The sequence below is a fragment of the Corynebacterium glutamicum ATCC 13032 genome (assembly GCF_000011325.1).
GTDB classification, from domain to species: Bacteria; Actinomycetota; Actinomycetes; order Mycobacteriales; family Mycobacteriaceae; genus Corynebacterium; species Corynebacterium glutamicum.
The window spans coordinates 644,021-666,318 of sequence record NC_003450.3 but is presented as its reverse complement, the minus strand read 5'-3'; the positions used below and the strand labels follow the sequence as shown (position 1 = coordinate 666,318).

20 protein-coding genes are annotated in these 22,298 nt (G+C 53.3%); 10 read left to right on the top strand and 10 right to left on the bottom strand.

Annotated elements, in window-relative coordinates:
* The first annotated feature begins 5 nt into the window (after window positions 1-5).
* The 3 genes from CGL_RS03260 to CGL_RS03250 all read left to right on the top strand — a co-directional run bounded on the left by CGL_RS03260 (window position 6) and on the right by CGL_RS03250 (window position 3,940).
* Window positions 6-1,139, top strand: a complete 1,134-nt coding sequence (locus CGL_RS03260) for a homoserine O-acetyltransferase MetX (RefSeq protein ID WP_011013793.1) — start codon at window positions 6-8, stop codon at window positions 1,137-1,139.
* A 232-nt stretch (window positions 1,140-1,371) separates the two neighbouring features.
* Window positions 1,372-2,196, top strand: a complete 825-nt coding sequence (locus CGL_RS03255; RefSeq protein WP_011013792.1) for a DUF3500 domain-containing protein — start codon at window positions 1,372-1,374, stop codon at window positions 2,194-2,196.
* Window positions 2,197-2,557: 361 nt separating this feature from the next.
* Window positions 2,558-3,940, top strand: a complete 1,383-nt coding sequence (locus CGL_RS03250) for an SPFH domain-containing protein (RefSeq protein ID WP_011013791.1) — start codon at window positions 2,558-2,560, stop codon at window positions 3,938-3,940.
* A 1-nt stretch (window position 3,941) separates the two neighbouring features.
* Here CGL_RS03250 and CGL_RS03245 read toward each other — a convergent pair whose 3' ends face one another.
* Both CGL_RS03245 and CGL_RS03240 read right to left on the bottom strand, forming a co-directional pair.
* Window positions 3,942-4,292, bottom strand: coding sequence for a DUF3017 domain-containing protein (locus CGL_RS03245; RefSeq protein ID WP_011013790.1), 351 nt, complete (start codon window positions 4,290-4,292; stop codon window positions 3,942-3,944).
* Between the two features lie 6 nt (window positions 4,293-4,298).
* Window positions 4,299-5,153, bottom strand: a complete 855-nt coding sequence (locus CGL_RS03240) for a bifunctional methylenetetrahydrofolate dehydrogenase/methenyltetrahydrofolate cyclohydrolase (protein ID WP_003860764.1) — start codon at window positions 5,151-5,153, stop codon at window positions 4,299-4,301.
* A 45-nt stretch (window positions 5,154-5,198) separates the two neighbouring features.
* Between CGL_RS03240 and CGL_RS03235 the strand changes: the two genes are divergently transcribed.
* On the top strand, window positions 5,199-5,672 hold the full coding sequence (locus CGL_RS03235) for a tRNA (cytidine(34)-2'-O)-methyltransferase (RefSeq protein WP_003854647.1): 474 nt from the start codon (window positions 5,199-5,201) through the stop codon (window positions 5,670-5,672).
* 105 nt (window positions 5,673-5,777) lie between these two features.
* Here the strand turns inward: CGL_RS03235 and CGL_RS03230 are convergent, their stop codons facing one another.
* The 3 genes from CGL_RS03230 to CGL_RS03220 all read right to left on the bottom strand — a co-directional run bounded on the left by CGL_RS03230 (window position 5,778) and on the right by CGL_RS03220 (window position 8,164).
* Window positions 5,778-6,776 carry an iron-siderophore ABC transporter substrate-binding protein gene (locus CGL_RS03230; RefSeq protein WP_011013789.1) on the bottom strand — a complete coding sequence of 333 codons (999 nt, stop codon included), beginning with the start codon at window positions 6,774-6,776 and terminating at the stop codon, window positions 5,778-5,780.
* A gap of 115 nt (window positions 6,777-6,891) precedes the next feature.
* Window positions 6,892-7,386, bottom strand: coding sequence for a nucleoside deaminase (locus CGL_RS03225; protein ID WP_011013788.1), 495 nt, complete (start codon window positions 7,384-7,386; stop codon window positions 6,892-6,894).
* 1 nt (window position 7,387) lies between these two features.
* Window positions 7,388-8,164, bottom strand: coding sequence for an SIR2 family NAD-dependent protein deacylase (locus CGL_RS03220; protein ID WP_003854640.1), 777 nt, complete (start codon window positions 8,162-8,164; stop codon window positions 7,388-7,390).
* Window positions 8,165-8,340: 176 nt separating this feature from the next.
* Here CGL_RS03220 and CGL_RS03215 point away from each other — a divergent pair, with 176 nt between their 5' ends.
* The gene (locus CGL_RS03215) at window positions 8,341-9,117 is read left to right on the top strand and encodes a metal-dependent hydrolase (protein ID WP_003854639.1); all 777 of its coding nucleotides are present in this window, start codon (window positions 8,341-8,343) and stop codon (window positions 9,115-9,117) included.
* Here the strand turns inward: CGL_RS03215 and CGL_RS03210 are convergent.
* The 4 genes from CGL_RS03210 to CGL_RS03195 are packed head-to-tail and all read right to left on the bottom strand — an operon-like array spanning window position 9,101 to window position 14,871.
* On the bottom strand, window positions 9,101-9,772 hold the full coding sequence (locus CGL_RS03210) for a metal-dependent transcriptional regulator (RefSeq protein WP_003854638.1): 672 nt from the start codon (window positions 9,770-9,772) through the stop codon (window positions 9,101-9,103). The genes CGL_RS03215 and CGL_RS03210 overlap by 17 nt on opposite strands.
* 9 nt (window positions 9,773-9,781) lie before the next feature.
* Window positions 9,782-11,197: a PH domain-containing protein gene (locus tag CGL_RS03205; protein WP_011013786.1), complete on the bottom strand. Its 1,416-nt coding sequence runs from the start codon at window positions 11,195-11,197 to the stop codon at window positions 9,782-9,784.
* Complete coding sequence (locus CGL_RS03200) at window positions 11,194-11,643, bottom strand: PH domain-containing protein (RefSeq protein ID WP_003860754.1); 450 nt, start codon at window positions 11,641-11,643, stop codon at window positions 11,194-11,196. The genes CGL_RS03205 and CGL_RS03200 overlap by 4 nt, the downstream gene beginning before the upstream one ends.
* Window positions 11,644-11,703: 60 nt before the next feature.
* A complete protein-coding gene (locus CGL_RS03195) occupies window positions 11,704-14,871 on the bottom strand; it encodes an error-prone DNA polymerase (protein ID WP_011013785.1) in 3,168 nt (1,055 codons plus the stop codon).
* A 159-nt stretch (window positions 14,872-15,030) separates the two neighbouring features.
* Here CGL_RS03195 and CGL_RS03190 point away from each other — a divergent pair, with 159 nt between their 5' ends.
* The 5 genes from CGL_RS03190 to CGL_RS03170 all read left to right on the top strand — a co-directional run bounded on the left by CGL_RS03190 (window position 15,031) and on the right by CGL_RS03170 (window position 21,146).
* Window positions 15,031-15,930, top strand: a complete 900-nt coding sequence (locus CGL_RS03190; protein ID WP_011013784.1) for a MetQ/NlpA family ABC transporter substrate-binding protein — start codon at window positions 15,031-15,033, stop codon at window positions 15,928-15,930.
* Window positions 15,931-16,125: 195 nt separating this feature from the next.
* Window positions 16,126-17,208 carry a methionine ABC transporter ATP-binding protein gene (locus tag CGL_RS03185; protein ID WP_003854632.1) on the top strand — a complete coding sequence of 361 codons (1,083 nt, stop codon included), beginning with the start codon at window positions 16,126-16,128 and terminating at the stop codon, window positions 17,206-17,208.
* A complete protein-coding gene (locus tag CGL_RS03180) occupies window positions 17,205-17,882 on the top strand; it encodes a methionine ABC transporter permease (protein ID WP_003854626.1) in 678 nt (225 codons plus the stop codon). Before CGL_RS03185 ends, CGL_RS03180 begins: the two co-directional genes overlap by 4 nt.
* Window positions 17,883-18,009: 127 nt before the next feature.
* Window positions 18,010-18,729: an ABC transporter ATP-binding protein gene (locus CGL_RS03175; protein ID WP_011013783.1), complete on the top strand. Its 720-nt coding sequence runs from the start codon at window positions 18,010-18,012 to the stop codon at window positions 18,727-18,729.
* A gap of 119 nt (window positions 18,730-18,848) precedes the next feature.
* Window positions 18,849-21,146: an FtsX-like permease family protein gene (locus CGL_RS03170; protein WP_231838286.1), complete on the top strand. Its 2,298-nt coding sequence runs from the start codon at window positions 18,849-18,851 to the stop codon at window positions 21,144-21,146.
* Window positions 21,147-21,537: 391 nt separating this feature from the next.
* Here the strand turns inward: CGL_RS03170 and crtX are convergent, their stop codons facing one another.
* On the bottom strand, window positions 21,538-22,293 hold the full coding sequence (gene crtX / locus CGL_RS03165; RefSeq protein ID WP_011013781.1) for a C50 carotenoid glucosyltransferase CrtX: 756 nt from the start codon (window positions 22,291-22,293) through the stop codon (window positions 21,538-21,540).
* Between the last annotated feature and the right edge of the window lie 5 nt (window positions 22,294-22,298).

The window sequence follows — 22,298 nt, the reverse complement described above, 5'->3', positions numbered from 1 at the left end:
TTTTCATGCCCACCCTCGCGCCTTCAGGTCAACTTGAAATCCAAGCGATCGGTGATGTCTCCACCGAAGCCGGAGCAATCATTACAAACGCTGAAATCGCCTATCACCGCTGGGGTGAATACCGCGTAGATAAAGAAGGACGCAGCAATGTCGTTCTCATCGAACACGCCCTCACTGGAGATTCCAACGCAGCCGATTGGTGGGCTGACTTGCTCGGTCCCGGCAAAGCCATCAACACTGATATTTACTGCGTGATCTGTACCAACGTCATCGGTGGTTGCAACGGTTCCACCGGACCTGGCTCCATGCATCCAGATGGAAATTTCTGGGGTAATCGCTTCCCCGCCACGTCCATTCGTGATCAGGTAAACGCCGAAAAACAATTCCTCGACGCACTCGGCATCACCACGGTCGCCGCAGTACTTGGTGGTTCCATGGGTGGTGCCCGCACCCTAGAGTGGGCCGCAATGTACCCAGAAACTGTTGGCGCAGCTGCTGTTCTTGCAGTTTCTGCACGCGCCAGCGCCTGGCAAATCGGCATTCAATCCGCCCAAATTAAGGCGATTGAAAACGACCACCACTGGCACGAAGGCAACTACTACGAATCCGGCTGCAACCCAGCCACCGGACTCGGCGCCGCCCGACGCATCGCCCACCTCACCTACCGTGGCGAACTAGAAATCGACGAACGCTTCGGCACCAAAGCCCAAAAGAACGAAAACCCACTCGGTCCCTACCGCAAGCCCGACCAGCGCTTCGCCGTGGAATCCTACTTGGACTACCAAGCAGACAAGCTAGTACAGCGTTTCGACGCCGGCTCCTACGTCTTGCTCACCGACGCCCTCAACCGCCACGACATTGGTCGCGACCGCGGAGGCCTCAACAAGGCACTCGAATCCATCAAAGTTCCAGTCCTTGTCGCAGGCGTAGATACCGATATTTTGTACCCCTACCACCAGCAAGAACACCTCTCCAGAAACCTGGGAAATCTACTGGCAATGGCAAAAATCGTATCCCCTGTCGGCCACGATGCTTTCCTCACCGAAAGCCGCCAAATGGATCGCATCGTGAGGAACTTCTTCAGCCTCATCTCCCCAGACGAAGACAACCCTTCGACCTACATCGAGTTCTACATCTAATAGGTATTTACGACAAATAGACAGGGATCTCTAAACAACTCACAGGCAACCCTCCGGATAAACCAAAAAACAATCTCTAACATAAGTAGTTGTGACTTTGTTGAACTCTCGTCGGGCCGCTGGCGCTTTTGCTACCACGCTAGTCGCCAGCACTCTCGGATTAAGCGGATGTACCTCCGTAACTTCCAGTGCTACGAGCTCCCCTGAACCGCCGACTAAAGTTGCGGCGGCAATGCAGACAACGACTGGGGAGACGTCGATAAGCAATGAAACCTCGTTTAACGCCTCACGCGAAACCTCGCTGACGGCGCTGGGTTTCTTGGACTATCTTGACGAGGAGCAACGCGCCGCCTTGCTCGGTGAAGGCCTGGACATCAGCACGCTGACCTGGGCCAACCAGGTTACCGCGCTGCGTGTGCTGGAATCCCTCTTCAATGAGCATGCATACGAGCTGGTTTCTGCAGTGATTCAGCATGTAGCTCAAGAACCTGGCGATAATCCACACCACTTTCTGAAGTTCTCGCCTGAACCATCCACCGAGAATTCTTGGGAATTGACCCTGGATGGACCAACTGTCGGATTGAAAGTCACTTTCGATCCGGACGGTCAGATCACTTTCAAGGATGCTCATTTGGGCCTGAGCCCAGCTGAGGTCGTTAGTGTCACTGAGGCGTTAGATACCTCCTATTCGGAATCGCAAATCAAAAAAGCTGCGGAACAACTGGTGGGAAGCCTCAATCCAACCCAGCAGGCAGCGCTCCAAGGATCCGGTTTGCGAGGAGCACAGCTCACTGAAGAGCAAAAGACCCTGTTCTTAAAGATGACCTCCAACTGGATCGACCTTGCCAATGGCGATTCCGGCTCTGAACAGCAAGAAGAAATCGCTGATACGTTCAGTGATACCTACATCATTTGGAATGAGCAGAAAGATGGCTCAGCATTCTTCCAGATGAAAGGCCCTGAGCTCGACTTCAGCTATAAAGAGAGCGTGCCTGAAAACGCTGAACTCTCTGCACGGGGAGTCCCCAATATTCAGACCTCTTTTCAGTCACCTTAACTGGCATTGGTTTAGTTTGGATCTAATAGCTCGAGTAGTCGTGCTCGAATAGTTTGTCAATGCCGAATACTTCCGCTCAGAGCTTCTGTGGTTCAAAAATAGGCACTCTCTACTACGGTCATTCCGTCTAATTTTTCAGCTCTTAAGTTTCCTACCAGTCCGGAACTGGGCTTATTCAGGGGCACCCGATTAATGACCATAGGGTGATTTATAAACGGAAAATAGTAGTTTGGTTAGGGCAAAGAGTTTTGCTCTTGTGTTTGAAGCCTTGTCATTTTCTACATGTGCATCCGCTTTGACTACCGCCCTTTTCCGCCCAGTCCTTTTAGAAACCAGCAACACAGAAAGCAAGTGATCATTTATGGAAGCTATTGCCATACTATTTGTCATTGGGGCGATTCTTGTCGTCGCGGTCATTGTCCTCGGTATTTTCTTCTTAACTTCACGCACCTGGATCAAGGTGGCTGCAGCTGATGAAGCGCTCATTGTCTCTGCGAAGAAGAAGGGGGAATCGCAGGTCATTGTCCACGGCAAAGCTGTGGTAATGCCTATTACCCAGACTCACCAGAAGATCTCTCTGCGTTCCCGTCAGGTAAATATGCAGGTGACGGCACAAAGCGATGACAATGTCACGTTGAATGTCGAGGCTGTTGCGCTGGTGAAGATCGGTTCCGAAGCTGAGTTTATTCGTCGCGCTGCCCAGCGCTTCGCTTCCAGTGACAAAGAAATTGTTCGGTTCACACAGGATCAGCTGGAAGGTGTGCTTCGTGGTGTCGTGGCGCAGCAAACAGTCACGTCGCTCATGCGTGAGCGTAAAAAATTCTCCGAGCAGATCGCTGAAACAGTCATCCCCGAGCTAGAGAAGCAGGGTTTGATTCTTGACTCCTTCCAGATTCGTGGCATCACCGATGATGTGGGATACATCAAATCCCTCGGCGCACCGGAAATTCAGGCAAAGAAGCAGGCTGCGGAAATTGCAGAAACTGAAGCTGCTCGTGCGATCGCTAAATCACGCATTGCTAACCAAGAGGCAGATCTGGTTGAACAGACCCAACTTGATGCCAACAAGGCTGCCGCTGATGCTCAGGTCGGTGAAGCCCGTGCCCAGGCTATGCAGGCTGAACGCCTTGCCGATGAAAAAGCTCGACTAGAGGTTCTTCGCCAACAGGCTGAAAATAAGCAGATCGAGCTGGAAGCCGAAGTGAACAAGGTGGCCGACGCTGAACGCTACCGCCGCAAGCAGGAAGTCGAAGCCGATACTTTCGAGCAAACCAGGCGCGCACAGGCTCAGGTCGAAATCGCAGAAGCCGAAGCTACCGCTGCAAAGGTTCGTGCAATGGCTGAAGCCGAAGCTGTTCGATTGAAGGGACAGGCAGAGGCAGACGCTATCAAGGCAAAGGCCGAGGCCTACCGCGAAAACCAAGAAGCACTACTCGCCCAGCAAGCCATGGAAATCCTGCCGGAACTCATGAGCAACTTCGCCTCTGGATACGCAAACATTGGATCCATGACAGTGCTCTCCGGTGGAGAAGGATCCGAGAATTCCGTGGGTTCACGTTTTGCCGGTGAACAAGCACTTGGACTGAAATCCATTATTGAATCAGTCAAGCAAACCACCGGCATTGATCTAGCTGAGATCATCCAAGGCCGTGCTGCTGGACATGCACAGGGCTCCGCTCAGGGTGCAGCGATTGCTGAAGCGCTTTCACGCGATGAAACTGTGGAAGATCGCTCTGAAAAATAATCTAGCTGCCCAGCGCATCGACTGAGGTAGCAAGGAATGTCATCAATCCGCCAACAATGGCGGTGTAGATGGCATCAAAACGCCTCGATCGCACTGCGAGCACTCCAAGAATCTTGGAGTCACAGGTCAGACGCAGTAGCGAAAGATACAGCAGTGATGCACCAAGTGTGAATGTGGCTCGGCGCCAGTGCTCTGTGAGAGCAAAGGCCGAAGCCGCCACTACTGCCAGTACGAATACGACAATCCCGGCTTTTTGCACCTTGATGGGAAACTTCGATGGGGCTAATCCACCGTCATGGGGATTCGCCAGAAGTTGCTCTTCACTGATGTGCTTTTTGCCGGGATTAGTCATGTGTTTTTAGAGTCCAGCCAGCTTTTCAGCGCGCTCGACAACATTGTGCACCAAGAATGCACGGGTCAGAGGGCCAACGCCGCCTGGGTTTGGTGAGACCGCGCCGGCGACTTCCCACACGTCGGGGTGGACGTCGCCAAGCAACTTGCCGTCCTTGCGGGAGACGCCGACATCGAGCACCGCTGCGCCTGGCTTGACCATGTCTGCGGTCAGCATGTGCGGCTGACCAGCTGCAGCAATGATGACGTCAGCCGCACGGGTCTCCGCAGCCAGATCCTTCGTGCCAGTGTGGCACAAAGTAACCGTGGAGTTCTCGGAACGGCGGGTCAGCATCAGGCCAATTGGGCGACCAACGGTGACGCCACGGCCAATGACAACAACCTTCGCGCCATCAAGCTCAACGCCGAAACGACGCAACAAGCTGATGGAACCATTCGGGGTGCATGGCAGTGGAGCTGGCTCGTTGAGCACAAGCTTGCCCAGGTTTACAGGGTGCAGGCCATCAGCATCCTTAGCTGGATCAATGCGCTCCAGCACAGCGTTTTCGTCCAAGTGCTTAGGCAAAGGAAGCTGCACAATGTAACCAGTGCAAGAATCATCGTTGTTCAGTTCATCGATGACAGCGAAAAGCTCTTCCTGCGTGACATCAGCAGGCAGATCCTTACGGATCGAGTTCACACCAATCTGCTCACAGTCACGATGCTTCATCTTCACGTAAGAGTGGCTCGCTGGGTCATCACCCACCAGCACGGTGGCAAGCCCCGGCACAATCCCTTTCTCCTTCAACGCAGCAACGCGCTGTTCCAAGTCGGCGAAAATTTCCCCGCGGTATAAGTTTCCATCAAGTTTGATTGCAGTCACGCCCGCTATTATTCCACCCTTTTCCAAGGCCTTACAATCAAACACATGCCGGAACACCCACTTCACGTTATCTTCGACAATCCTGTCATCCCTCCCAACACCGGAAACGCCATCCGAATGTGTGCAGGAACAGGCGCTCACCTGCACCTTGTTGAACCTTTAGGCTTTGAGCTGACAGAAAAGCACCTTCGCCGAGCAGGCCTTGACTACCACGACTTAGCCGATGTCACAGTGCATGCAACCTTCGATGAAGCCATGGCTGCAGTCCCTGGTCGCGTATTTGCCTTCACCACAACGGCCAATACCCGCTTCACCGATATCGCTTTTGAACCTGGCGATGCACTCCTTTTTGGAACTGAACCAACAGGACTCCCTCAAGAACATGTTGAGCATTCCCGAATCACCAGTGAGCTTCGGATCCCCATGCTTCCCGGTAGGCGTTCCATGAACCTTTCAAATTCCGCGGCGGTAGCGACCTATGAAGCATGGCGTCAACTCGGATTTGTGGGTGGGGTTTAGTTTTTTGCTGGGCTTCTGGGGCAGGCATGTGCCTCATTTAAAAAGCACCCCGGGGATAGATTCTCCGGGGTGCTTCTTTTTTGATTGTGCTCGAGTAGTTGAGTTTTACTTCAAAGCCTCAGCAATACGTGGTGCGAGATGTTCCAACGCAAAAGGAACAGACAGCACTGAGTTGTAGGTAATCGCCCCGCGTTCTTCGGTTGTTGCCACAATTACTGCGTCTTTTTGCACAACGTTGAGTGTTTCAAACAGTGGATTCTCTGCTGTGATATCCAGATTTTCGTCGTTGGAAAGCACGAGGAGAACATCACCGTCTACGTCTTTGACGCTTTCAGCGGGGACATCGACAAAGAAGCTGTCGCCGGTGTCTCGCGAAAGAACTGCTTCCGGCAGCGAAATGCCAAGTGAATCGAGGAATTGTCCCCGTGCATCGCCTGGCAGGTAGGCACCGTATTTACCCTGGTATGGCAAGATGACGGTTCCTGTTTTACCGTCAAAAGAAGGATTTTCATCACGCGCAGCTTGGATCAGAGCATCTGTTTCCTCATTGAGCTCTTGTCCTTTTTCTGATTGCCCCATCGCACGGGCAACAAGGTTGGTAGCTTCCTCGCGAGCTACTGCGTATGCAGCTGTTCCCGCTGGACGGGCGACCACCGGTGCGATATCAGATAGTTGCTCGTATACAACGTCGTCAAACCCCGCAGAGACTCCAATAATCAGGTCTGGCTCCAGGGCTGCTACTTGTTCAAGATCTGGTGTGGAATCAGAGTCAAGCAGTGTTAATTCTTTGCCTTCCACTAACTCATCAGTCCACGGTCCCAATCCGTTTTCGAAGAATTTGTATCCGGTGTTGCCTACTGGGACGGTCCCCAATGCGAGGACAATATCGGCGTCGGTAACGCCAAGGGTGACAACTCTTTCGGGTACATCATCGATTGTGGTGGTTCCGAACTCGTGTTCAATCGAAACAGGAAAAGCGGAGTTTCCCGTGGATGTTGAATCAGCGTCGGTGTCATCTGCATTGTTAGAACACCCAGCTAACAGGGCTAGGACAGCAACGCCTACGACGCTACTGCGCAGGATTTTGGACAGGCGGGATTGCACGACAAATCTCCGTTTTCTAATCGAATCAGGTTAACCTATCCTATTATTCACATTCTCAGCTTGTTTTAAAGAATTGACGAGCTCTTAGTGCGCTTTTAAAGTCACATGCCCAGCGCTAAAGAGCCTTATTCGGAGACTGCCCTAAATAAAACCATCGATGCAGTTCATACAGGACTTCCTCAAATCTGGAAGCAGGTCCTTCGATGGATATGTTCGGGCTAATTTTGTCCGCTGAAATCGGGTTCAAAGGCCCAGATTCTGCACCCCACTTTGCGTACCAAGCGGCTGTTTGCCCACCTGTGGTGGCGCAGTAAATTTTGCCCAGTCCAGCCCACGCATGGGCACCGGCGCACATCGCGCAATGTTCCGTCGAGGTATAAACAGTGCACGCAGCACGTTCTGATGCACTGTAATTTTCGATCGCATATTTGGCGATGGCGAATTCCGGGTGCTTGGTCAGATCCCCATCGGCATCTCGGTTGTGGTCTTCAAAAACGACCGCGCCGAAGGGATCAACCAGCAGGGATCCATAAGGACTGTTTCCCTGCTTGAGTGCCTGGGTGGCTAGTTCTACTGTGCGGTGCAGCAGATCTAAGTCATCTTCAGTCATGTTAGGCGCTCAAACCTCGCATCAACGCTGGTAGCGCTTGGGCTGCGGTGGACATCCAGGTGAAGTCTGCGATCCGGCTAAGTTCGGTGCGCGTTGGGGAGATCTCCACGATGGGAACGCCGCGTTGTTGGGCTAATTGCGGGAGTGCTGCTGCAGGATGAACAATCCCGGAGGTACCCACAATGATCATGAGATCGGCTTCTGCGATGCGTTGCTCTGCAATATCCCACTCTTCTACGGGCAGGTTCTCACCAAACCACACCACACCTGGTCTAATCAGCCCTCCGCACTTTTCACATTGTGGAGGAGCAAGGCGTGCAATGGGTTCTTGCGGATAGTTTTTATCGTCTTCCCATGGAGTCGCACAATCAGAGCACCTGTATTCAAACAAGCTGCCATGAAGATGTGTCACATCGCTAGAGCCAGCTCGCTCGTGCAGGTTGTCAATGTTCTGGGTGGTGATGTGAACGTGTTCGACGGTGTCACTCCCCTCCCAGTAGGAAATAGCTTGATGCCCCGCGTTGGGTTCTGCCCTAGCTGCCACCCCGGCGCGCCAGCGATACCACGCCCACATTGGCTCTGGATCTTTGCGCCATGCATCGATACTTGCCATCGCTTGTGGATCTACGTTGCTCCACAGCCCGGTTTTATCATCACGATACGTTTCCAACCCGGAGTCGGCGCTCATTCCGGCTCCGGTAAAAACTTCGATGTTTCGGGCTTCGCGGGCTAACTCGACGGCGTGCTCAATTGACTTTTCCAGCTGACGTTCGCTCATGCTTCAAAACTAGCCCGATTTGAGGCGAAATGGCAGAATTTTGCTCAAGTTGCCTAAATCAAGCACCCGTTCGAATAAGTGTCCACCCTTTGGTTTATTCTTGAACTCACTTAAGTTTTGAATTTTTAGTTGTGAAAGTAGTTGATGCACAAGTGGTTATGGGGCCAACCCACGCTATGAGCGGTGCAGCCGTGGGGCTTGCTGTTGCTCAAATTCTCCCAGCAGAATGGGGTGGGGTTACCACCGCCACGGAGGCTTTTATTTATGCGGGTTTAGCGGCGGGTGCAGCGCTGCTCCCGGACCTTGATTCACCGCAGGCCACGGTGTCGCGTTCTTTTGGTCCGATTACCCAAGTGATTTCGCGTTTTACAGAGAATATTTGCCAAACTTTCGTCAATGTCACCAGGGGCAGGAAAGACAAACACTGCAACAACGGGCACCGCACGTTGACACATACGGTGTGGAGCGCTGCTGCCACAGGCGCTGGTGCCACAGCGCTAATTGGCGCCTATGGAAAACCTGCGGTGATTGGTTTGCTGTTTTTCTTCCTCGGGCTCGCCATTAGAGGTCTCATGCCTGAATGGTCAAAGAACGCAGATTGGCTTTTAGTTACTGGAGCTTCCGCTGCATTAGCAGTGGGAGTATGGAATTATGCTCCCGAAAGTTCATTCGGCATTGTGTTAGGCTCCGCCATTACAGTTGGAAGCCTGACCCACTTGGCTGGCGATATGGCCACTAAGGCCGGTATCCCAGCATTTGCCCCGGTCATTCCGCTGAAGGGCAAACGCTGGTGGAACCTCAAATTGCCTAAGTTTTTAAGCATTCGTGCCAACGGTCCTGCCGATAAGTTCTTACTGTTCGTATTCTCGGTGGCGGTCATCATTCAGATTGGTTTGGTCTCATCGGGAAATATGAGCACCATTATGATGAATCTGCTTAGTCCTGCACTGTAATTAATGGCAGTTGCGTTTCGGCCAGGGGGAAGCTGGTGTCGGTGCCTTCTACAACGACATGCACCATGCCAGCTAGTGGGCCGGACGCAACGGTGATCCGGCATCCTGGTGAGACGTTGTATTGCGCGAGGTAGCGCAGCAATTCAGGATCAATGTCTTTGACCCTGGAAATCGTGACAGTCTCCCCTGGCTGAACTGCCTCGAGGGTGGTTCGGGGAGACTCTTCAATAACGCCTTCGGCAGTTGGTATGGGATCGCCGTGGGGATCTTTGCGTGGACGACCCAAGTGAGCATCGATGCGTTCGATGAGCTGATCAGAGGCTGCATGTTCCAACAGGTCTGCATCGGCGTGGACTTCGTCCCAGGTGTATCCCAAAACATCGTGGAGGAAGGTTTCCAGCAGGCGGTGGCGTCGCACCATGTCGATGGCTAGCGTTTTGCCCTGTTCAGTGAGGGTGACACCAGCATATTTTTCATGGTTGACCAGGCCCCTTGCCGCCAGCTTTTTGATTGCTTCGGAGGCGGTAGGAGTTTTCTGGTTCATTTTTTCGGCGATATCGCCGAGTGCTGCTGGTTGATCATCAAGGAGTTCTGTGATGTCCCAGATTGTCTTCAGGTAGTCCTGGGACCTATCGGGAAGATCTGAGATGTGCATGATTACACCTTAGTCCAGGCTGTTTTGTCCCAGCGGAGCTGATTCCAGTGCGGGTAGTTTTCTGTTGCGGAGAATGTTGAGAAGTTCTTTTCCATCAGCTGCACTGAGATCCGATGCGGCCATTCCCACTGGCCCTTGGACCAGGTTAAACACAACGGTGGAGAGTCCCAGTATTCTTTGGATCGGCCCGTGTTTAAGGGTGAGTTCTTGGATGTGGGAGGTATCAATCACAGACATACGTGGCATGAATCTGCCTTCATGCACGACCACCGCACCAGGGGCACCAGCCACACCAATCAACGTGACGCCTTGGCGGGTCCGATCGACTGGTGTGAGCAGGCGTGCAGCAACTGGTGGTGTGTACTGGGGTCTGCTCATATGTGATGGGTCTGCAGATTCGGCGATGTCGGCGCTGTTTAGTGGCCCCACCGCTTCAAGGACTTTTAGTGCGAGTTCTTTGGAACCCACGGGCAAGATTTTGGAGGTTCCGCCTTGGGTGGTGTCGCCGTAGCCAACTACAGTCACGGTCACGGTCCACCAGCCAACCAGTCGCCACAGCAATGGCTGTTTTAGTTTCACTGCGTGGATGCGTCCCAGTGGGATTGATTGTTTGCGGCGGTTGGCAAGTCCATAGCTGACATGCAGGACATCGTTGCGCTGTGTTGCGGTGAATTGCCACGACTTATCGATCAAGTTCCAGACCGCTGGCACCATGCCTACAAAGAACGGCACGGCAATGCTCACTCCGAAAGGAACGAAGAGCAAAATCACAATACCGATCGCGGTGATGATGGTTGCTAGTGATAAGGCGGTGCTGGCGAGGGTGCGTTGCACGGGGATTTGTGGAACCAGAACATCGCCCGCGCTCTCAACTACAACGGTCTCCCCTACCCCAGGCTCAGCCGGAACTCCGGCTGGGGTGGTGGCGACTGAGTGCTGGGAGGCGTCGAGAAGCTCCCTTTTTAGGGCCTCGGCCTCGCTTTTTCTTAAAAAGCCAATGCTGATGGCGGAGTCGCTGCCGCCGGCGGTTTCGATGCGGACTTCTGCCAGTCGGAAGATACGGGCGATGAATGATTCCACCAGGTCAACGGCTTGGATACGGTCAAATCGGGCGGTGCGGAGGTCTTTGCTGATCACTCCGCGTTGCAGCTGCACCTCTTCATTGGTGATGCGGAATCCGACGGCTTTCCACCAAATTCCGGTGATAATCCAGGCCAGTGCCACCACAATGACGGCGCCACCGACGGTCAATAGAATCGGCAGCACTGCGAATCCGTATTCGCCGGTGACGACACCCCAGATGAAACTTAAAACGGATGCGCCGGAATTGAATGCGAATGCCGCGAGAACTGCGACGATGATGGTCCAGATGCGAAGGAATGGGGTGGCGCGGTGGACTTTTCGAAACCCTTCAAGGCTGCTCATAGTCCGCTCATCCTCTCCCGGGCCTTAATAGCCAGTCGCTCACGTAAGGCATCGGCTTCCGCGACAGGCAGGCCTTGAATGGTGGAGTCAGAGGACGCCGACGCGGTATGCAATTGCACTTGTTTCATGCCAAACGCGCGCTCGAGGGGACCTGCGGTGACATCAACAAACTGGATGCGGCCATAGGGAACAACCGTGAAGGTGTGCCACAGTTTTCCCTTGGTGATCAGCAGCTCATCGGAGGTTTCCAGCCATCCCAGTCGCTTGACCTGCTGCGGGATCAGCCACAGCTGCCAGATAAGAATGACGGCAACTACGATCACACCGGCGTAAAACCACGAAGACACAAAAACTCCAAGCACCCCAAACACAATCGCGCTGATCAGCAGCCATGGAATGCGGGTGAGGTACCTGGCCGTGGTCAGTTTTGGTGACACTGGATTCATGCCCTCATGTGGTTCTGGGGTTCGCCTGTGCGTATTTGTCATAATGTCCACTTTGCCAAATTATCGAAAATCTCGTGAGCCACGGCTGAGAAACTCCCCCATGTCCAACGGTTCCAACCGGTCAGCGACAACTGTCGCCACCCCTTGCGCATTCTGCACAATCCCTCGAATAATCAACGCCTTGGCATTTCTGGCCAGCACGCGCTGCCGCTGCCACAACCCAACGGACACCATCACATTCATCAGCCCGGTCTCATCCTCCATCCCTAAAAATGTCAGCCCCGACGCAGTTTGCGGGCGCTGCCGGTGCGTGACAATGCCAGCGATCCGCAGCCGCGTGCCATCTTCCACCTCCAATAGCCGATCCGCCGGCACGATCCCCAGCTCCTCCATCCGCTCCCGAATCAACGCCATCGGCTGATAATCCGCGGTGACTCCCGTGGCGGAAATATTGGTCGCCATCAGCTCAAAGGCGCTCATCCCCGGCAACGCCGGAGCTTCAATCACCGAAAGGCCAGGCAGCATTCCAGGTTTTTCGGTCGCTGCGACGCCCGCTTGCCATAATGCTTGTCGACGTCCGACCCCCAAGCAGTCCACCGCTCCCGCTCGCGCCAATGCCTCAACTTGAGCAACATTAAGATCAGCCCGGCGCGATAAATCCGGAATGGAATCAAACGGGGCGTTGTCCTCTATTCTTTGCGCGGCATCGTGGCCAAGGCCTTTCACCAGGTTGAGCCCCAATCGAATCGCACCATTCGGAGCATCGGCCTCCACACCGGAATCATTGACCGTGATCGGCAGGATACTCACGCCGTGGCGTCTGGCATCACTGATCAAAGACTGTGGTGAATAGAAACCCATGGGTTGTGCCCGCAATAATCCCACGCAGAATTCAGCCGGGTAGTGGTATTTAAACCACGCGGAGAAATACACCAAGGACGCAAACGACTGCGAATGCGATTCCGGAAAACCGTAGGCAGCAAAGGCCACAATTTTGTTCCACAGTTTCTCGGCGGTCTCCCCCACAATCCCATTGGTATCTTTCAGCCCTTGGAAAAACCGCGAGCGCAACGCAGCCATGCGTTCAGGTGAGCGTTTCGACCCCATCGCTCTGCGCAAGGAATCCGCTTCCCCACCACTAAAACCTGCAGCATCAACAGCTACCTGCATGAGCTGTTCCTGAAACAGTGGGATTCCTAAGGTTTTACCCAAAGACTTTTCCAACACGGGGTGGTCATAAGTGATGGCCTCTTCACCAGCACGGCGCCGCAAATACGGGTGCACCGATCCGCCTTGGATGGGACCTGGACGAATCAGAGCTACCTCCACGACCAGGTCAAAGAAGGTGCGGGGCTTGAGTCGAGGCAGCGTGGATAACTGCGCACGTGATTCCACCTGGAACACACCCACGGCATCTGCCTTGCACAACATGTCATAGACCTCCGGTTCCGCCAGATCTAGTTCCCACAAATTGATCTTTTTACCTCGGTGTTCTGCCACCAGATCCAGCATGTGATGGATGGCTTCCAACATGCCCAATCCCAAAAGGTCGAATTTGACCAAGCCTGCCGTGGCACAGTCATCTTTATCCCATTGCACAACCGAGCGGTTATCCATCCGAGCCCATTCCACTGGCACCACATCGGCGATGGGGCGATCGCAAATGACCATGCCACCGGAGTGAATACCCAAATGCCGTGGTTGCCCTTTAAATTGCGCAGCTAATTCCAGCACATCATCGGGTGGTTCCGAGGTTCCTTTAGCCCAGGCATCGGCAGCACCTTGCGGGTAACCCAGTGCACGGGCAGCATCACGCATCGCGCCTTTTGTTCGGTAGGTAATGACATTGGCTACTTGAGCTGCGTTATCCCTTCCGTATTTTTCATACACGTATTGGATTACTTCTTCGCGCCTGCCGGATTCAATATCAATGTCAATATCTGGTGGACCATCCCGGTCAGGAGATAAAAACCGTTCAAACAACAATCCAGCAGAGATCGGCTCCGCGTTGGTGATGCCTAGGACAAAGCACACCGCCGAGTTCGCCGCGGAACCTCTGCCTTGGCACAAAATATTGGAATCGCGACAAAACTCCACCAGATCATTAACGACGAGGAAATAGCCTGGAAAACCCAGCTTTTCAATAACGCCTAATTCATAGTCAATTTGTGTGGCAGCTCGTGCTTTGATGTCTGCGGAGCGCCCCACATAGCGGGTATCAATCCGAGTGGAAACCAGGTGCGCAAGCCAGGACATTTCCGTGTGTTCACCAGGGGTATCCCACTTGGGCAGATTCGGGGCCACCAAATCTAGGGTGAAAGCACATTCAGCAGCTAATTCCACCGTGGTTGCAATGAGATCCGCGTAATCAGGGTGTGCTTTTAACAATGTATCCCCGCTGCGCATCCAGGTAGTGCCCATGGGATGTAGCTCGCTTTCGGCGTCGGCAAGCGGCATCTTGCGGGCTAGTGCCTGCTTGGCGCCGGCAAGCCGCACGCTCCCCCGGGCAGCGGATTCTGGGTTGGTGCTTAGGATGCCTCGAAGCTGGAATTTGGCTTGCGTTCTTCTGAGGTATTCATTGCGGTCGGCGTCTTCCGGTGTCATGGTTGAACCGAATTCCAGCACAATATTTTCCGGTTTAAAGCAATCGATCACATAGTCGATTTTGTCCAACCACTGAAAACCTGCAAGGACCACCCAATCCCCTGCAGCATGTTCAGCAACCATTGGCAGCGGCGGATAGCGAACTTCCCCCTTTTCTCCCGTTGCCATTTTCGCGTCACTGATCAGGTGACTGAGCTTTTTGTAGCCTTCCGGATTTTTACACAAGACTGTCAACACGCCTTCTTGCAGACTCAGCTCCGCACCATAAACGGTATGCATTCCAGCTTCCGCGGCAGCTTCCGCAAATCTCACTGCACCATAAAAACCATCCCTATCCATGACTGATAGAGCAACAAGTCCTAACTTTTTGGCCTGCACAACCACATCAGACGGATCCGATGCGCCAGTGAGAAAGTTATAACTGCTGGTGGCATGCAGCTCGGCAAAAGGAACCGACGCTTCCCCCTGCATGGCAGATGAAGGCGCCTGCGCATCCGGCTCATGCAGCACCGGACGCAGAGATTCGACCTTTTTACCTGAGAGGATTCTTTCCAATTTGGACCACGATAATGGCCTGCCGTTAAAGCTTCCCCCGCCATTCCATTCCATAATGATAGGATACATTTTTAGAACAAATTTTCCAATAAGTTTTCCACGCCAGCCGGAGAAGGAAATAGACCAAGCTGTACAGATCGCGGTCTATGGTGCTAATCTCCTAAATACTTGAATGACCATTTCATGATCCATTCACAAAAACTTTCCCAAACAAGGACGTATTTGAAAATGAAACTTCGTCGCATCACAACCACCGCCATCGCTGGCCTCTTCGCCGCAACCGCACTTGTTGCCTGTGGCTCCGATTCCGATGGAAGCAGCACCACTGTTGCTGAAGGCACCGAAGGCGTGACCATCCGCATCGGCACCACCGACGCTGCGAAGGAAGCATGGACCGTATTCGAAGACAAGGCAGCTGAAGAGGGCATCACCCTCGACATCGTTCCTTTCTCTGACTACTCCACCCCAAATGAGGCTCTTGCCCAGGATCAGCTGGACGTTAACCTCTTCCAGCACCTGAAGTTCCTGGCTGAGTACAACGTCGGCTCCGGCGCAGACCTCACCCCAGTTGGCTCCAGCGAAATCGTGCCACTGGCACTATTCTGGAAGGACCACGACTCCATCGACGGCATTGACGGCGAGTCCGTTGCCATCCCTAACGATCCTTCCAACCAGGGCCGCGCCATCAACGTTCTCGTTCAGGCAGGTCTGGTCACCCTGAAGACCCCAGGTCTGGTCACCCCAGCTCCAGTCGATATCGACGAGGCAGCTTCCAAGGTTTCCGTCATCCCAGTCGACGCAGCTCAGGCACCAACCGCTTACCAGGAGGGTCGCCCAGCGATCATCAACAACTCCTTCCTTGACCGCGCAGGCATCGATCCAAACCTCGCGGTCTTCGAAGATGATCCTGAGTCTGAAGAAGCAGAGCCATACATCAACGTCTTCGTCACCAAGGCTGAGGACAAGGACGATGCCAACATCGCCCGCCTCGTTGAGCTGTGGCACGACCCAGAGGTTCTGGCTGCAGTAGACCGCGACTCTGAGGGCACCTCCGTCCCAGTTGATCGTCCAGGAGCTGACCTTCAGGAAATCCTTGATCGCCTTGAGGCTGATCAGGAAAACGCATAATCTCTTTTGAGTTCTTTGCATACCCATGTGCAGATTTCTTTGCACAATCACAGCCTGAAAATCAGACTGTGAACTTCAAACGCCCCGCTTGGAATCTTTTGACGAACACCACGTCGCGTACGCTTCCTCGGGGCGTTAAACTATTTGTCTTCCAGCTTTTGTCCCCCGACTTTTGTACGAATCGAGGACACCGTCGTGTCACACACCGCGTCCACACCGACGCCAGAGGAATACTCCGCGCAGCAACCCAGCACCCAGGGCACTCGCGTTGAGTTCCGCGGCATAACCAAAGTCTTTAGCAACAATAAATCTGCTAAAACCACCGCGCTTGATAATGTCACTCTCACCGTAGAACCCGGTGAGGTAATCGGCATCATCGGTTACTCTGGCGCCGGCAAGTCCACTCTTGTCCGCCTCATCAATGGCCTTGACTCCCCCACGAGCGGTTCGTTGCTGCTCAACGGCACCGACATCGTCGGAATGCCCGAGTCTAAGCTGCGTAAACTGCGCAGTAATATCGGCATGATTTTCCAGCAGTTCAACCTGTTCCAGTCGCGTACTGCGGCTGGAAATGTGGAGTACCCGCTGGAAGTTGCCAAGATGGACAAGGCAGCTCGTAAAGCTCGCGTGCAAGAAATGCTCGAGTTCGTCGGCCTGGGCGACAAAGGCAAAAACTACCCCGAGCAGCTGTCGGGCGGCCAGAAGCAGCGCGTCGGCATTGCCCGTGCACTGGCCACCAATCCAACGCTTTTGCTTGCCGACGAAGCCACCTCCGCTTTGGACCCAGAAACCACCCATGAAGTTCTGGAGCTGCTGCGCAAGGTAAACCGCGAACTGGGCATCACCATCGTTGTGATCACCCACGAAATGGAAGTTGTGCGTTCCATCGCAGACAAGGTTGCTGTGATGGAATCCGGCAAAGTTGTGGAATACGGCAGCGTCTACGAGGTGTTCTCCAATCCACAAACACAGGTTGCTCAAAAGTTCGTGGCCACCGCGCTGCGTAACACCCCAGACCAAGTGGAATCGGAAGATCTGCTTAGCCATGAGGGACGTCTGTTCACCATTGATCTGACTGAAACGTCCGGCTTCTTTGCAGCAACCGCTCGTGCTGCCGAACAAGGTGCTTTTGTCAACATCGTTCACGGTGGCGTGACCACCTTGCAACGCCAATCATTTGGCAAAATGACTGTTCGACTCACCGGCAACACCGCTGCGATTGAAGAGTTCTATCAAACCTTGACCAAGACCACGACCATCAAGGAGATCACCCGATGAACGAGATGATCCTCGCAGCTGACTGGAACCGGCTAGGACCCACCTTCCAAACAGCCATCATTGACACCCTGTTGATGGTCATCATCACCATGGTGGTGGCTGGCTTACTGGGTCTTGTCGTCGGCCTGCTGCTTTACACCACCCGCGCTGGTGGAATCTTGAAGAACAAGGTCATCTACACCATTTTGAATGTGCTGGTGAACTTTGTTCGACCCATCCCATTCATTATTTTGATCGCCGCCATCAAGCCACTAACGGTCGCCGTCATGGGCACCTCCATCGGCCGAGATGCCGGCATCTTCGTCATGGTTGTCGCAGCGATTTTCTCTGTGGCTCGAATCGTGGAGCAAAACTTGGTCTCCATTGATCCTGGTGTCATCGAGGCAGCTCGCTCCATGGGTGCGTCCCCGATGCGCATCATCGCCACCGTGATCATTCCAGAAGCACTTGGACCATTGGTTCTGGGTTACACCTTCCTGTTCATCGCGATCGTCGATATGTCCGCAATGGTCGGCTACATCGGTGGCGGTGGTCTTGGTGACTTCGCCATTGTTTACGGCTACCGCGCCTTCGACAACGAAGTTATGTACGTTGCCGTCCTGGTTATCGTCATCATCGTGCAGGCAGCCCAGCTTCTGGGCAATTGGCTGTCCAAGAAGATCATGCGCCGCTAAACCTCTTGCATAGAAAAACCCGTGATATCTACCTCGAAGTAGGCATCGCGGGTTTTTCTATGCCCAAATGCCCATATAGTGTTGATGCGTTAGTCCACCCACGCAGCTACGCCCCAAAGGAATAATCTTGAACCCTGCCACAGATAACGCTCCGCCGGTCCTTTCAGCCCAAGATCTCATGATGATCTATGGAAAAGGATCAACAGAAGTTCGGGCTCTCGATGGCATTTCTGTACAGATTCAGTCCGACAAATGGACCTCCATCATGGGGCAATCAGGCTCTGGCAAAACAACTCTGTTGCAGTGCCTTTCCGGATTGGCGCAGCCAACCTCAGGCAGAGTGACACTGAACAAAAACAACATCACGTTGAGCTCCCTGTCAGAAAATAAGCGTGCCAAGCTGCGTCGCACGCACATCAGCATGGTGTTTCAGGATTTCAACTTGGTGCCTATTTTGTCGGTGAAGGACAATATTTTGCTGCCGTTGCGTCTTGCGCATCGCAGGGTGGATAAGCAGTGGTTTGAACACATCACCAGTGTGTTGAAGATTGATAATCGTATGCGCCATTTGCCTGGGGAGCTGTCTGGCGGTCAGCAACAACGCGCCGCGATTGCCCGGGCGTTGATGTCTAGGCCCGATATTGTCATTGCGGATGAGCCAACAGGAAGTTTGGATTCCGTCACCAGCGATGCAGTGTTGAATTTGTTCCGCAGCATTGTTGATGATTTTGGGCAGTCACTTGTGTTTGTCACCCACGATAAAGATGCTGCTCACCGTGGTGACGTGTTGATCACAATGCGTGATGGCAAGATCATCGATACGGCAGATTTGCGGGTGGGGCGTTAATGTTCAGGCTTGCTTTCGCTCAACTTCGGCGACGAGGTGGGCGCTATTTTTCATTGTTTTTCGCGATTTTCGCTTCGGTTGCATTGACTGTTAGCGCCACTGCGTTGACAAATTCTTTGGTGTCCAGTGTTAATGATCTTTTTGCCAAGCCGTATGAAAACGCTGATCTTGTGGTCACGGTGTCTGCGAAAAACGAAGATTCCTTTGCAGCTTTTGAGCAACAATTAGCTACGACACCTGGTGTTGAAGCTCTGGCTTTTGATCAAAATTTTGCAGCCTCTGTAAAGCAATCAGACGGGATTTACGCCAGTACTTCAGTCCAGTCAATTTCGGAAGGCCCACTGCAGTGGCGGCCAATCCTAGAAGGCCGATTGCCCCAAGGACCTGGTGAGATTGCAGTAACAACGGCCCCGGGTGCGCCTGAAGTTGGTGAGCACGTATCCATTCGCCTGTCCCAAAACACTGAGGACACTGAGGTTCTTGTGGTTGGCGTGGTGGAGCCAGCGGCGCAGGAAACTTTAGGTGGCGCACCGTTCGTTGTGGCGTCTCCTGATGCGCTGATGGAGTGGAATTCTTCCGGTGTGCGGGGTGAATTCCGAGTGGCAACTTCCGATCCTGCCTCGCTAGAGGCTGCAAGCTTTAGCGACGCTACGGTGGTGGTTGCTTCGGCGGAGGGGCACGTCGATAAGCTTGCTGATTCTTATTTGGGCCAGCGAGATCGCTATTTCTTGCTGCTCGCAGCGTTTGTGGCAGTGGCTGCTGCCGTGGCGTTTTTGGTGGTCTTTTCTGCATATTCGGTGCTCACTGGTGAGCGAGTTCGCGAGTTCGGGCTGATTCGTTCAGTGGGCGCATCGACGCCGCAGATTTTGGGGTCAGTGATTTTTGAAGCCGGCATCCTCGGTGTGGTGGCTGCTGGTTTTGGTGCGCCCGCCGGATTGATGGCGGCGCGTTTGTTGGCGGATAATGCCGCACGTTTTGGCATTCGTGTGCCCATTGATGTGATTGATCTGCCAAGTAGCACGATGTGGCTCATCGCTGGCGTCGGCGTGGTGATGTCCGTGATTGCGGCATTACCGGCAGTGTTCAGTGTGTGCAGAAAATCCGCAGTGGAATCACTGAGTACGCCTGCTATTTCGAGGACTTCCCCCTGGTTCGGTGCATTATGGTTGCTGCTCGCGGGCATTGTGGGCGCCGGCGGAATGTGGGCGTATGAGGCAACCTCGGACTACCGCGGCATGCGTTCAGTGGCTTTATCCATCGCCGGTTCAGGCGCTTTGGTGTGTGCGTTGTTGATTGCCACGGCGGTGCTCGTGCCCTGGTTATTGCACGTATTCTCCAGGATTGTGGGCGGCACCGTCCCAACACTTCAGTTGGGATTGGCGTTTGCAGCAAAGCAGAAATCTCGTTCGGCGGCGCTGATCGCTGTGATTCTTGCTGGTTCTGCATTAAGCTCCGCTGTTCTGCATGGCCAGGCACATATCGGCACGCATTTGGTGGCCGTGGCTAAAGGCATGGGCGGCACAGACATGATGGTTACAGCGCTTGATGGGGAAATCCCCGCCGGAATGCTGGAGGAAATCTCTAGCATCGACGGCGTGAAAACTGCCATCGCGCCAGCCACCACCGCTGTGGAATTGGAAGATTCCGGCAATTTCTCTGTGCTCATGCTCGCTGAAGAAGACGGAGCCTCCGTGATGCGCGCAGGCGATACTGGTGCACCAGCTGGTGGCCTTGTTTTGGGCAGAAACTCTCCTGACCAGGATGCTTACCCGGCCGGCCAGGCTGCAAACATCATTGTCGCGGATACCCCAACGCAGGCGGAAATCTTCCACAGCGACAACTACTTCTCCATGATCGACCCAGCACTCGCCACCGGCCCCAGCACCACACGCAACGTACTGATCCTGCTCGACGGCGACTCCAACCAGGCCCCCGACAACGCCACGGCGCAGGCGGTACGCAAGACCATTTCGCTTTTCGACGGACGATACTCCATCACCGAGGGTTTCTCCGCCCGCCAAAACACTTTTGAACTGGTTTCCCGCATCACCACCATGTCCACACTGCTTGCCATCGTGGCCTTAGCGATCGCTGCCGTTGGCCTGATCAACACAGTGGCACTCACCATTTCTGAGCGTGCCCGCGATCGTTATTTGCTGCGCACCATTGGACTGACCTCAACTGGTCAGATTCTGGTGATGGCTATTGAAATGATCGCGCTCTCATTGCCGGCTGCCATTGTTGGTGCAGTTTCGGGAGGATTCTTAGGCAGATTCGTTGCCAGTTCTGCCACCAACACCGCTGCGACGGCACCACTTCAAGTAGACATTCTCGGCGGAACGGTTCTCGCGATGGTCGCAGGATCTGTACTGTGCGCGCTCATCGTGCTGGCGAACAAACGACGTCGGGTGGTTTGATTATAAAATCCAAAAATCGACTATTTACCTGGGTTCTTTCGAACCAGAACCAGTTGACAACATTTCACAAACCGCCTAAGCAGAATCGAAAGCCAAGATGAATAAGGAAAATAAACAGCATCCGTTCGGGTTGGACAACGACCTCATAAATTCCGATTACGACTAATACAGCCTTAATAATCATAGGCACCAGGCTTGATAAGCCGCTAAAATTCTATGCCGAATCTTCTTGCAGCCGAATCTTCTTGTATAGGCTAGGATTCAAGCTACAGCGCTTTCTGGTCGATTCAGACGCGATTAATCTCCTAAGATGTGTTGTGATTAACCACCATAAACAGATGAGCCCCCAACCCCAGGTTCTCGGAGATGTTAGGAATCTAAAAAAGAAAAGTTAGGTCCAATCTCTTCTAGATTCCAGCCGCTGATGGACTGGTTCTCTTTTCCAAGCAATTTTAATAGTATAAAATCCTCGTACCAATCGGATAAAGGACTGCCTGACTCCCATCAAAGCACGTGGATGCATGATGAGTTTTAAATTTTTTTCGAACCAGACCGTCTCATGTGGGCGGACAAAGAAGGAAAAGTACATATCCTCATGCACAAAAGTTTCTGATAACGTAATTTGGTCTTTTACATCCTCCCACCATTGCCTGCTAATTACGGAGTTCGAACCAAAAATCGGATAGTGTCCTAGTGCTTGTTTCGTAGACCATCGGTAGGCGCCTAGATAGCATAGAGCCAACCACTCTCCCATACGGCCAGGAATATCAAAACTGCCGGTACCTGTTAGCGCAACTATAGTACGGCCAGGCGTCTCCTCTGTACGGTTCCAAATGGCATTGACTTGGCTTAGATGATCAGGAGGAATCACACAATCTGCGTCGAAACGGACAATTAGGTCTCCACGCGCAGAATTATATCCAGCTGCACTAGCCCAAGTGATGCCTTGAAGTGGCTCATGAACCACGCGAGCCCCCATCCGATTTGCCACTTCAACTGAGTTATCAGTGCTACCGTTGTCCACGACGATGACTTCCTCAGGTTGAAGAGTCTGCGCAACAATTGAGCTTAAGCACTGTTCTAGAAGTACTGCATCATTTAGACATGGAATTACGATACTGATTCTGCGTTGGATTGAGGTTGTCATAAATC